General features: G+C 60.8%; 3 protein-coding genes. 1 reads left to right on the forward strand and 2 read right to left on the reverse strand.

Features of this window, described 5'->3' with window-relative positions; genetic code table 11:
* The first annotated feature begins 253 nt into the window (after positions 1-253).
* On the forward strand, positions 254-12,445 hold the full coding sequence (locus AC5Y5C_RS17605; protein ID WP_499974687.1) for an SDR family NAD(P)-dependent oxidoreductase: 12,192 nt from the start codon (positions 254-256) through the stop codon (positions 12,443-12,445).
* Between the two features lie 112 nt (positions 12,446-12,557).
* On the opposite strand, the gene AC5Y5C_RS17610 is transcribed toward AC5Y5C_RS17605, so the two are convergent.
* Positions 12,558-13,490 (reverse strand): helix-turn-helix domain-containing protein, encoded by a 933-nt coding sequence (locus AC5Y5C_RS17610; protein WP_499974518.1) that lies wholly within the window; start codon positions 13,488-13,490, stop codon positions 12,558-12,560.
* Positions 13,491-13,524: 34 nt separating this feature from the next.
* A partial coding sequence (locus AC5Y5C_RS17615) for a helix-turn-helix domain-containing protein (RefSeq protein WP_499974521.1) occupies positions 13,525-13,783 on the reverse strand: 259 nt, incomplete at its 5' end.

A 13,783-nucleotide genomic window follows, 5' to 3' on the forward strand; every position in this document is an offset into this window, starting at 1 on the left:
GTGGCAGTCACCTCGAGAAGAGGCAAGGGTGCTACGGCTATCGGAGCTGCAACCTGGTCGCGGGTGCTCGGTGGTGTTCCCTTCGCGGGAGCAGAGCCACGGCTTGCTAGACGAACGGTTCGCGTTGGTCTCGCGGGGCCTGGATCTTGAGCAACTGGCGTTGTTGTTGTGGTGTAGCTATACGACGGGGATGGAACTGCCGGGTCGTTCAGCGTTACTGGCAGAACTGAAAGTCAGCTTTGCGTCTTCTGCAATGAGCCTGACTTCCACCCTGCATGGAACCGCCGAGATCACCGAGGTCAACCCGAGCTTAAGAATGCTGCAGGTCAACGGCATCGCCCAGATCGGGCACACAAGCGGCCAGGTCAAATTGCGGGCCGTGAGCCGTGACGACGAGATCCGCACACCATCGGTTGGCCTTGCAGACCGATATACAGCGGTGAAGCCGACCAGTAATCGCAAGGTTGCACTTGTGATCGGCGGCAGCCGAGGGCTCGGAGCAGCTATCGTCCACGCGCTGGCCTACCGGGGATTCATCGTCTACGTCGGCTATAGGGATAACGAGGCGGCAGCCTCACGGGTCCGCGAGGCCCTCGGTCGGTTATCGGACCGCGTTCACCTCGTACCAGGTTCTGGTGACGATGGGCGGTGGTGCAAAGCAGTTGGCGACCGCATTCGTGATGAACATGGGCACTTGGACCTGTTGATACTCAACGCATGTCCGACTCCGACCCCCTTGCCTTTCGGCACAGCCGGCGCCGCAAGACGCACGGAGTACATCAGCCGGGCTACCCAACTGGCGCAAGTTCCACTGGAAACACTCTTGGCGGACATAGCCGTAGCGCACGGGGCTGTTGTCGCGGTGTCTTCCGTTGCGGTGACGGAACCGCCGCCCGGCTGGGCACACTACGCCTGCGCCAAGCAGCACATCGAAGGCTTGCTCCACGGTGCAGCTGCCGATCACCGGCAAGCGGCATATCTGATCGCCAGGCCACCTCGATTGCGAACGTCGATGACTAGTGCCGCCATCGACTCCGAGAATCTGCTGGAACCTGAGATAGTCGCTGCGGCGATCGCCGACTGGGCTTCACAAGAACCGGAATTAGGCGCTGTGAAGACGATGGAGGTATTCGATGAACCACGCGCTGTAAACATAACTGTTGCAGGAAGTTTCACAACAGATTCGCTAGCACGGGCGATGCTCACCTGCGCGGAAAGGATCGGCATTAGAGCACAGATCAGCATCACGAATGGCCAAGTTCACCAATCATTACTCGATCCCACAAGCCTCATGGCCCGCAACCGACGCGGTGTGAACTGGATTCCGCTGCGTATAGAGGACTGGCTTCCTACGGGAGCGGACCCGCAAAGCCTACGAGGGGAGATTGCCCGATTCTGCCAGGCAGTGGAAGAATTCCAAACGCCCGAACAAGTTCCATTGCTGATCCAAATCTGCCCGCCATCGCCGTCGGCGGCCTCGCACTTGGACGGGGTGCTTGCTGAGCTCACAATGGAGATCGATAAGCGCCTATCGATCCCGGGCAGAATCCTTGTGCTGACCGACGAGTCATGGAACGGCAGCTACAGACCGGAGGAATGTCACGATCCAGTCAGGTCCGAACTTGCCGGGATCCCTTACACGGAAATCGCCACAAATACCTTGGCAGCCAGTGCATGCCGTGGCGTACACGCGCTCATTGGCACCCCGTACAAGGTGCTGGTGCTCGACGCAGACAACACACTCTGGCGGGGCATCGTCGCCGAAGACGGGATTGACGGCATACATATCGATGAAGGACATAGGACATTGCAGAGCCGCGCCGCTCAATGGAGTCGCGACGGCGTACTACTGTGCGTGTGCAGCCGCAACGAAGAAGCAGACGTCCGCGCGGTATTCGCGCGCCCGGACATGATTCTGACCGTCTCGGACATTGTCTCCTGGCGGGTCAACTGGAAACCCAAGGCCGAAAACATTCAGTCTCTGGCACGCGAACTAAACTTATCGCTCGACAGTTTCGTTTTCATCGACGACGATCCGGCCCAGACGGGCGCCGTACGAGAGGCCCTGCCGGAGGTACTCACACTCACCGTGCCCGCAGAGCCCGGCCAGATACCGCGCCTACTAGATCGCCTATGGGCATTCGACCGGACGGTGGTAACCGCCGAAGACCGGATACGCACGGAGCTCTACCAGCAGGCAATAAAACGTCACCAGTACCGTCGTCGTGCCGCATCGCTCGCAGACTTTGTCGCCGGACTACAAGTGCGCGTAGCAGTCTCCGACGCTGAGGACATCGATCTGCCCCGACTGGCTCAGCTGACAATGCGCACCAACCAGTTCAACCTCAACGGCGCACGTTGGACCGAAACCCGATTGCGGGAATCGTTGACGGCCGGTGATCTGTTGCTGAGTGTAGATGTCGGCGACCGCTTCGGTGACTATGGTTTGACAGGGTTTGTGGCGGCAGGGGTGGAGCGCGACCGTCTGGCGATCCATTCCTTGATGCTCAGCTGCCGGGTGCTCGGCCGCGGTGTCGAACACGAACTAATACATAAAATAGCCAGCCGTGCAGTGCAATTCGGTCTCGATCGCATCGATTTCGAATACAGCGCCACCTCGCGGAATCAGCCCATCAGACACTTTCTAGACGAATTGTGCCCAGACGGGGTCAGTGGCCGGGGCCCCTATTGGATAACGACTGAATCAGCAGCGGCGATCCGCTTTTGTCCAACAGACCACGGTGCCGCCATGTCGCCGCCCGCAGAAGCTACTAGTGCCGATGCCGCGTGCGGTGCTAACTCGGCGCCGAGTGTGCGTGCACTCGAAGAGTTGACTGGTCTCTGTGACGCAACAACGCTTCAGGCGTGGCTCGACGGCGATACCGGGAATGGACAGCTCCTCGACGACACAAAGATCGAACCGTTTGCGCCCGCTCGGATCATCGATACGGTCCGTGAGGCACTTGCCACGGCGGGCAGAGTTCCTCTGTCGCAGCTGACAACGCGAACTCCTCTGCACGACGTGCTCACATCCTCGTTGGCGATCGTGGACGCTACCGCCGAACTCACCCGCAGAATGGGCAGGATTCCGGCCACGCTGCTCTTCGAGAAGATCACCATCGGTGGGGTTGCCGATGTGCTAGCGGGAAAGACGGCACCACTGCACGTCTCGACCGAGGCACGTACCAAGTCCGTCGCTAGAGCAGTGTCTGGTAGGTCGGGTAGTGCCCAGCCGCGCGCAATCGCCGTTGTTGGTCTAGCTGGACGTTACCCGGGTGCGCCCGATATCGAGGCCCTGTGGCGGTTGCTTAGTACCGGTGGTGACGCGGTGACAGAAATTCCTGCAGATCGGTGGGACCACAGCATCTACTACGCTTCCGAACCCGGTCCACAACAAACGAACTCGAAATGGGCCGGACTCCTGACGGGAGTAGACCTGTTCGACCCGGCCTTCTTCCAGATCTCACCCCGGGCCGCGGGACAGATGGACCCGCAGCAGCGATTGTTCCTCGAGGTTGCCTATGAAGCCATTCAGGACGCCGGCTACTGCCGCGCCACAATCGATCGGCGGATGGGCGTCTATGCGGGAGTCATGGCCCACGACTACGCGATTCTCACTGCCGGTGCGGCGCTGGCTGGCAACGCGCCATATCCATATGCTGAGAACTATCAAGTGGCCAACCGGGTTTCGTTCTTCCTGGACTTATCCGGCCCGAGTATGTCCGTGGACACCGCTTGCTCGGCGTCGGGCGTGGCACTGGCTACGGCATGCGACGCCCTGCACGCCGGCGATGTACCGGTTGCGGTTGCCGGAGGAGTGAACCTGCTACTTCACCCGATGCGATTCGTGCAGTACGCACAGATGGGGATGCTCTCTCCTCGGGGACGATGTCGGACCTTCGCCGTCGACGCCGATGGGATGGTGCTCGGCGAAGGCGCCGGGGCGGTCGTTTTGAAGCCGCTCGAGGCGGCCCAGGACGAAGGCGATCACATCTATGGAGTGATCCGTGGCTGGCAGGTCAACACCAGCGGCCGCACCAATGGGTTCACCGTCCCTTCCGTGACGGCACTGGCGGACCTAGTCCGATCAGCGCAGACTCAGGCAGATTGCGATCCCTCGACAATCGGCTATATAGAAGCCCATGGCACGGGCACCGCGCTAGGCGACCCTATCGAGGCAGAAGGACTGCGCAGAGCATTCGGCCCGGCCGCAGATCACTGCATGCTCGGCAGCATCAAAACCAATCTGGGACACCTGGAGTCGGCCGCAGCCATCGCCGGATTCACCAAAGTCCTGTTGCAGCTGCAGCACCGCAAGATCGCCGCATCGCTGTTCGCGGAACATCTCAATCCCGCCATAGAGTTTGGGGAGGGTCGATTCGTGGTTCCCGACACGCTGACGGACTGGCCTGCACGCGCGCGGCCGCGCCGTGCAGGGGTGAGCTCGTTTGGTGCCGGCGGCGCGAACGTGCACCTGATTGTCGAAGAAGCGCCCTCGCCGTCACCGGTTCGCCACGATCACGGACCTTTTTTGATCGTGCTGTCGGCGCCCAGCGGAAAGCAGTTGAGTCAGTATGCCGAGGGGCTTGCGCAAGCGCTGCAAGATAATTCAGTGTCGATCCCGGATGTCGCGTATACATTGCGCACAGGCCGAGACGAATGGGCTTGCCGCGCAGCCATAGTGGTAAATGACCAGGCCGGACTGCTCAGCGAATTGCACGCGTTGGCCAACGGTACTCCGAACTCTGCTCGCACATTCAGCAGCGACGCCCCCCACCCCGCAGAAGCATGGACAGAATCCGAAGCGCAACTAGCAGCGTTAGCTGCGCGCTGGGTGCGGGGTGAGAGTATCGATTGGGCAACCGAACTCCCGCGCGGCGGCGAGCACCGTGTCTCGTTGCCGACCTGCCCATACCAGCGTGCCGCCTATCGCGTGGCAGGCACCGCCGCGCAGAAGCCAGCGGCAACCACCGCCGACACAGTTCCATGGGTACTGGCGTCGCAGTCTCCTTCGGAGCTGAGTTCTACCGCACGGGACCTGCACTCCCGGACAGCGACGGTCACGACGGCACAGGCCACTGCCGTAGCACGATCGCTCGTATCGAGTGCCACCGACTATCCCCACAGAGCAGTCGTAATTGGCGGCGACATAGCACAATTGCACCGAGGCCTCGAGGCGGTGGCGGAGCTATCTACAGGCGGAACCGTTATCCGCGGGCACGCCGAAGCCGGTGCAACGGTCTTCTTATTTCCCGGGCAGGGCGCGCAGCACATAGGGATGGGTGCAGAGCTGACGCGTAGATTCCCTGTGTTTGCACAGACATTCACCGAGGCCTGCAGACTGTTCGACCATGAACTGCCGCGCCCGCTGCAAGACGTGATGTTCGAAAGCTCCGATCAGGAGTTGCTGGATCAGACCGTCTATGCCCAGCCTGCCTTGTTCGCGTTTGAGATTTCCCTGTATCGACTGCTGACGTCGTGGGGTTTGCACGCCGATTACCTACTTGGCCACTCCTTAGGGGAAATCACCGCGGCCTGCGCGGCTGATGCGCTCTCGCTTGGCGACGCTTGCGTGTTGGTAGCTGCGCGCGGACGTCTCATGCAGGCATTGCCCGTCGGCGGCGCGATGGTCGCTATTGAGACCACTGAGGCAGAGATACAGCCTTTCGTGGAATCCACAGACGGCGCCCTCGCGATCGCGGCGATCAATGGACCACGATCACTTGTGCTTTCCGGAGATGAAGAGCCAGTAACATCGATCGCGAACGCATTTGCCAAGTCTGGGCACAACACACAGCGACTACGAGTCTCGCATGCATACCATTCGCCACGGATGGAGCCGATGCTCGATGAATTCCGTAACACGCTTAAAGGTATAGCCTTTCGGGATCCATCGGTCCCGGTGCTGACCAACCTGACCGGGCGTCCAGCCGACGCGGGCGAGCTGGCCGATCCGGATCACTGGGTACGGCACGTCCGCAACCCCGTACGCTTCCACGACGCCCTGCAATACCTGCGCGATCACAATGCCGTCCGTTTTCTCGAGCTTGGCCAACCCACCCTCGCCGCTGTTGTGCGCGAGACGGCACCAGCTGTCTGCGTGACATCGGCTCTGCGCAAAAAACGACCTGAACACCGGACACTGTTGATGGCTGCCTCAGAACTTTACGTCCGCGGCGCGCACATCGACTGGCCCGCGGTGGTGGCAGCCACTTGTGGTGCTGGCTCCACCGAAGAGCGGGCTACGTTCAGTTCTGCGGCAGCGGCCGAGCCGGACTTCACCAGTATCGGTGTCGGTGAGTCCAGCCACGTTCTACTCGGCGCGAAAATTCCTCGACCGGATGCCGGGGGATTCGCGTTCACCGCGCAGTGGACGATCAGCCGACATCGTTGGCTCGCCGATCATCGTGTTGCCGGGGTGATTGTCGTGCCCGGGGCGGTGGTTCTCGACATCGCCCTGCACGTGGCAACACAAGTGGAAGCAAACCACGTCGATGAATTGGTCCTGCGGGCCCCGTTGGTGGTGCCTGAGGATGTCGGCGTAATGATTCATATCTCAGTCGATGAGGCTGACGGAGAGGGGCGCCGGCTAGGGCGGTTGTACTCGCGAATCGACGATACTGACGGTACGCCGTGGACTCTGTATGCGACATTCACGGTGAGCAGTGTCCGACTGGAACCTCCTGCTTCACTGCAGATGCCGCGTGACCTGCTAGCGGAGCCGCTGGCGCCGATCTACCAAGAATTGGCTGCCGGTGGGGTCGAACACGGGCCAGCATTCCGGGGGCTCCGGCAGGTGGGTAGGGAGCGCGACAGTGTCTATGCCGAAGTCAAACTACCTGACGGAGCATTGACAGATTCGGGTTTCACGATCCATCCGGTGCTCATGGACTCGGTACTGCAGGCAGCTGGCGTGCTAATACCGCGGGGTGCAGATGGGCGGGGTCTGCTCCCGTTCATGTGGTCGGGAGTCGTTATGTACGACTCGAGCTGCTGTGGCCCACTGCGTGCCCGCGTGACGCGTCTAGGAGAGGACACGATTTCACTACTGGTCACTGATGTGGCGGGCTCGCCTGTTCTCAGTATCGAATCTTTGTTGTACAGGCCAGTTTCCGCTCAGCAGCTCGGCGCCGCAGCGACACGCAATTCATTGTTCCGCCCGGTGTGGCGGCCGCTTCCGCGTGTGGCGGAATCGCCAGAGTTGCGCTGGGCGGCGCTGGGTGAATCTCTTGTCGAACTGCCCAACGACACTGCCAGATTCGAGGACTTGGCGGCATTCACTTCAGCGGCAGTGGGGCCCGACGGTTCCTATCGATTCGATGCCGTTCTCATTGCACTAGCTCCGCACATTGGCATCGATTCCGAGTTGACCCGTACAAGGGTCAGGGAGATGACGCGCATCCTTCAACAGTGGATGGACGCGCGCTCGGCCACAGACGCCCGATTGGTGGTGGTCACACAGTGCGCGGTGTCTGTGCGGCCAGGGGAGAGGACGGTCGATCTTGCTGCCGCCGCGGTTTCGGGGCTGATTAGATCGGCACAATCGGAGGCTCCTGGCCGTGTGCAGCTCGTTGACGTTGATGAAACACCCGGTGCTTCTGCCCTATTGAATGCGGTCGTGGCCTCCGGTGAGCCGCGGTCGGCTATTCGGGGCGCAGAAATCTATGTACCGGATCTCGTGGAGACTGCGTCGTCCGCCGCATCGACCGTCACCGTCGACCCCTCGGCGACGAACTGGCGTTTGTCGGTTGGGCAGCATGCATCAGTACTGGATATCTGCGCGACAAATGCACCTGACCTCGAGCGTGAACTCGGCGCCGAGGAAGTACGGGTGGCTGTCCGGGCTGCGGGAGTGAACTTCCGAGACACTCTGACTGCCTTGGGAATCTATCCCGGCTCGGATCGAGTGCTAGGGATCGAAGGCGGTGGCGTGGTCACCCACGTGGGGCAGGACGTTGTCGCCTTTCGTCCGGGACAACGTGTCATGGGTCTTTTCAGAGGCTGTTTTGGGCCGGTGGCAATCACTGACCAGAACCTGCTTGCGCCCATTCCGGAATGTTGGTCGTTCACGGAAGCTGCCTCCGTGCCAGTGGCCTACCTGACTGCGTATTACGCTCTATATGAAACAGCGAAAGTCCAGGCTGGAGAGTCCGTGCTGATTCACTCGGCCGCTGGCGGAGTCGGTATGGCCGCTACCCGGCTCGCGCGTCACCTCGGCGCCGACGTCTATGGGACTGCGAGCCCGGCGAAGTGGTCGGTGCTGCGGGCCGCCGGATTCAGTCCCAACCACATCGCAAATTCGCGAAGCCTTGAGTTTGAGCAGCAGATACGTGCCGCTGCTGACGGCCATCGTATGAACGTCATAGTGAACTGTCTGACAGGCAATTTCGTAGATGCTTCATTTCGGCTCATGTCGAGCGGTGGCCGGTTCATCGAGCTCGGAAAGACCGATGTTCGCAACCCCAGTGCTGTCGCGACTGCATATCCAAGTGTCGTATATGAGGTATTGGACTTGCTCGCAGCGGAGCCGGAACAGATCGGCCGAATGTTGTCCGAGCTAATGAAGCTGTGCGCCAGCGGCGTTGTAGCACCGCTGCCGACGACAGTGAAGGATGTGCGGCAGATACGAACGATGTTGCGGCACATGAGTACAGGCAAACATACCGGCAAAATTGTATTGACCGTGCCGCGGCGGTTCGATCCAGACGGAACGGTCCTGATTACCGGAGGGCTTGGCAGCCTCGGCCGGGAAATGGCCAAGCACCTCGTGGACAGCTACGGAGTGCGTCATCTGCTCCTAGTGGGACGCCGGGGCCTGGAGACTCCCGGTGCCGATCAGTTCGTCTCGCAGTTACGGGAGCGAGGAATAAACGTCAGGGTGGCGGCGTGCGACGCCGCGGACCGCGGCGCGCTGGCCAAAGTAATCCAGGGCCTCGATGCTGATCACCGACTAACTGGAGTCGTGCATGCCGCAGGCGTTCTCGAGGACTCCCTAATTGGCACACTGTCTGACCAAAAGATCGACAGTGTTCTCCGTGCAAAGGCGGATGCAGCCGCAAATCTGCACGAGCTGACCTCCGAACTCGATCTAGCCATGTTCGTCATGTTCTCATCAGTTTCCGGCATAGTCGGTACTGCGGGGCAAGGAAACTACGCGGCTGCCAACGCGTTTCTCGACGCGCTCTGTGAGTATCGAGAAAGCCTCGGGCTATCTGCAATGTCCTTGGCCTGGGGTCCCTGGGCCATCGAGACCGGTATGGCAGGCCGACTCGACGCCACCAGTAAACGAAAGGCAGTGTATTCGGGGCAGATACCGCTACAAAGCAATCAGGGCTGGGCACTGTTCGATACCTGTGTGTCACTAGGGGAGACGGTTCTGGTCCCCGCCAGGATGACTCCGCGAAGCAGGGCCGGTTCCTATTCGCGGACCCAGACATCGCGTGAGAACGACGCCGCAGTGGCATTGGCCACGCTGCTCAATGTGCCTGAGTCAGAACGTGAACGATCTGTGCTGATCTGGGTGCGTGATCGCGCAGCGGACGTACTCGGTTACGACACAGCCGATAACGTCGACGCAGACACCGCGTTCATGGACCTCGGGTTTGACTCGTTGGCCGCCATCGAACTACGGAACCTACTTGAGTCTGCGACGGGGATGCGCATACCTCCAGCTGTGATCTTCGATCATCCGACCCCCCGAGCGCTGGCCTCGTACATCCACACCAGTGTCGCGCGCACACATACCCGACGGGCTAGCCGACAGACGCCGGTACATGCAGAAGCCGCGCCGAACGAGCCAATAGCAGTGATCGGCATGAGTTGTCGCTATCCAGGCAGGGTGCATTCGCCTGAGGACTTCTGGAAACTGTTGATCAGCGGGGGCGACGCCATCACGCCATTCCCTCCCGACCGGGGGTGGGACCTGGAGAACCTGTATGACCCCGATCCCAACGCTGTGGGCACAAGCTACGTACGTGAAGGGGGTTTCCTCGATGATGTCGCCGGCTTCGATGCCAAATTCTTCGGTATCGCGCCCGCGGAGGCACTGGCCATGGATCCGCAACAAAGGGTGCTTCTGGAGGCATCCTGGGAGGCGATCGAACGCTCTCAGATCGCGCCGGATTCGTTGCAAGGAACAGCCACCGGTGTCTACTTCGGGATCGTGACTAACCAGTACGGGCCGCCGATGGACCGTGCGCCGCGAGAACAAAAGGGCTTTCTACTCACCGGCAATCATCTCAGCGTCGCGTCCGGCCGAGTGTCCTACGCGCTAGGGCTGCAAGGCCCGTCCCTATCAATCGATACGGCTTGCTCAGCATCACTGACTGCCGTCCACATGGCGTGCCAGGCACTGCGCCAACAGGAATGCACACTCGCACTCGCGGGTGGAGTGACCGTGATGGCGGCGCCCGGCACGATTGTCGAGTTCTCCCGGCGCCGCGGCGCTGCGCCGAACGGACGTTGCAAACCATTCGCGGCGGCAGCGGACGGGACTGGTTGGGCAGAAGGTGTCGGAGTCGTTGTATTGCAGCGGCTCTCGGAAGCCGAGCGCGACGGTAACCCTGTCCTGGCCCTTATCCGTGGATCGGCCACCAATCAGGACGGGGCCAGCAATGGCTTGAGCGCCCCCAACGGTGAGGCTCAGCGGCGAGTCATCCAGCGGGCGCTGTCAACCGCCGGTTTGTCGGCTGCTGACGTAGACGCGGTCGAGGCGCATGGAACCGGAACGCGTCTCGGGGACCCGATTGAAGCGCAGGCGTTGCTTGATACATACGGACAGCGCCCAGCGCAGAATCCGCTGTTACTCGGCTCGGTCAAATCGAACATCGGACACACGCAGGCGGCCGCCGGTGTGGCAGGCCTGATAAAAACAGTCCTCGCACTTAAGCACCAATGCCTTCCTCCTACTTTACATTTCGACTCGCCGAACCCTGAGGTCGACTGGGACGCGGGCAACATTCGAGTGGTCGACACACCCACGAGTTGGACGGCAAACCGCCCTCTGCGCTGTGGAATTTCGTCATTCGGCATCAGCGGCAGTAATGCACACGTGATTGTCGAACAAGCGCCGATGATCAACGACGTCACCGAGCGAGCGCCTGGGAGCAATAGCGAGGCGCTGCTGTGGGCCTTGTCGGGTACTGACCTGAATGCACTGCGTAGCCGTGCTCAGCAGATGCTCTCGTACCTGCGTGACCACAGTGACCAGCGACTCGGTGATATCGCGTACTCGTTGGCGGTTACTCGGGCCCACCACCGGCACCGGGCCGCAATCGTTGCCGACAGCGGCCAGCGCCTACGCGCAGGACTTCAGGCCATCGTTGATGGCAAGCCCCATCCAGACCTGTCGATAGGCACCGCGACCGACGATAGCGGGGTAGTTTTCGTGTTCGCGGGCGACGAGAGTCAGTGGGCAGATTCGATTCCGGCGGCACATCACACTTCACAGGCATACTGGGACAAGGCCGCCGAATGTAGCGCCGCGTTCGACAAATTCGTGAACTGGTCAGTGTTTGACGTTCTCCGCGGCAACGCCGGGGCGCAGCCGCTGCACCGCCCCGATATCCTGCAACCCGTGCTCTTCACCGCGATGGTGTCGATGGCAGCTCAATGGCGCAGCGCCGGGATCGAACCCGGCGCAGTTGTAGGACACGGACCAGGAGAGATCGCGGCCGCCCACGTCGCCGGTGCTCTATCGGTATCGGACGCCGCGCGTGTGGCGGTGTCACGGGGCAGTGTGATGAGCACATCGCACGGGTCGGGAGCGATGACATCACTAACGCTGTCTGCCCAGGAGGCAACGAGCCTCATCGCGCCCTGGAAAGGCCGGCTCGCGATCGCGGCCGATAACAGTCCCGATTCCGTGGTCGTGGCCGGGGACAAGCGGTCACTAGATGAGCTCGAAAAGAACTGCGCGAGCCGGGGCATCCCGACCGATCGGATCAACATCGACAGCGCGTTCCACAACGCGGGAATTGAGACAGTCCAGTACAGCAGCTTGACGGCACTGGAGTCAGTCAGGCCCCTCTCCGCCGAGATACCGCTGTATTCGACCGTCGTGGGGGCGCCGATCGACACTGCGACGATGGACGCACACTACTGGCACCAAAATTATTGCCAAACTGTGCATTTCAGACAAGCGATCGAGCATCTGATTGAGCGCAACTACCGAGCTGTGGTGGCGTGCGGACCACAGTCGAAATTGACCAGCGCGATCGCCAGCACAGCCGCCAGAGTCGGCCGAGCTCGACAAAACGAGCTTGTCCTGCTGGACCCGTCATGGACATCCCCAGCCGGTTATGACGAATTCATCTCGTCGGTTGGGCGAGCCTACGTGGCCGGAGTACCGATCAATTGGGCCGCTATGTTCAGTGGCGGTGATATGCGGCGTTGCCAATTACCCACTTACCCATTCCAGCACAAACGATATTGGATGAACAATTAGTTGCTGAAGTCCAGCTCGTCCACGGTGGGGTAGACATGGAACTGTTTAAGACGAACCGTGACTCGTTACGTGCGCGCCCCGTCTGAGGAGGTTTTCATCGGTGCGTTAGTCATCAGAGGTATCTTCGGTAAGTGCTCGGGGTAACGCCTACGCGTCTTTTGAAGATGGCTGCGAAGTGGCCGGGGTTGCAAAACCCAAGTGTGGTACTGATTTCCGCGATCGGCTGTGTCGATTCGGCTAGGAGCTTTTCGGCCTTGGTGATCCGTCGGTCCAGCAGGAACTGGTGTGGTGTTGTACCGAACGCGGTCGCGAACGCATTGGTGAACTCGGGCACGGTCATTGCCGTGTAGGCGGCAAGTTGATCCAACCCGATCTTCGCATCGAGATTGTCATCGAGGTACTCAAGCAACCTGGCACGGGTCGGCCGGTCCAAGTCGAGACTTCTCCAGGGCGGGTGAGCAGATTCGCCAGCGATCGACTCGGAGAGGTGTTGCAGCAACGACTGGAGCAGCGACTCAGTGAACAGGCGCGCAAACACGTCATCGCGCTCGCCGAGGCTACCTATCTGCTCGACTATTTGATGTGTCAGTGGGTCACGTTGGTGGATAGCGGGTTTGAGGTCAATGTTTCCCAGAGTCTCAGGAGTGAAAGATAATTGGCAGTATCCGACAGCGGTACCGTGCGCCAACGCGTCATAACGGTGTTCAGCCGGGATGACCCAGATATCCCCAACTTGAGGATTGGCGCGTCCGCGTGGGCCCGATTCTAGTTCGACTTCCATCGAATCTAGGTGGCCATGACGGTGTATTACCAGGACGTGGTTTGACTCGCGGAAGAACCAATCCGTGGGTGTTGCAACCTGTTCGGTGACATAGGCAAGTTTTACGCCGCCAGAGTTGACGGTGCAGTGCGAGGTGAGCGTGCGTGGGGTGCGCGGACGCGTCCCGTCCCAGAGGGACGTTGTATATTGCCGGGCGGTGCCGTAATCGGCCGCAGGCCGCCCAGTGCGAGGCGAGGGAGCATGTGGTGCATCATCGGGGCTCATCCCGCGCATTCCCCCTCTGTGGAGGCGGCTTCAGCTATGTGATGAGGCTGCTGCTGATATGTGACCCGCCCACCCTTCGGGAAACAATTATATCTAAGAGCGCGGCGTTGCTGAAGTCGGGCTTCGCGTTGGTGCCCCTGCGGTAGTTGGTGGGGGTGGTTCCGACGCGCTGTTCGAATGCGGTGGTGAAGTGTTCTGCGCTGGGAAACCCTAGGACTGCACTGATTTCAGTGATGGGCTGTGCGGTGTGCGCGAGGAGCCCCTTCGCGCGTGCGATGCGTCTGTGTAGAAGC

The organism is Mycobacterium sp. NGS15 (assembly GCF_059813245.1).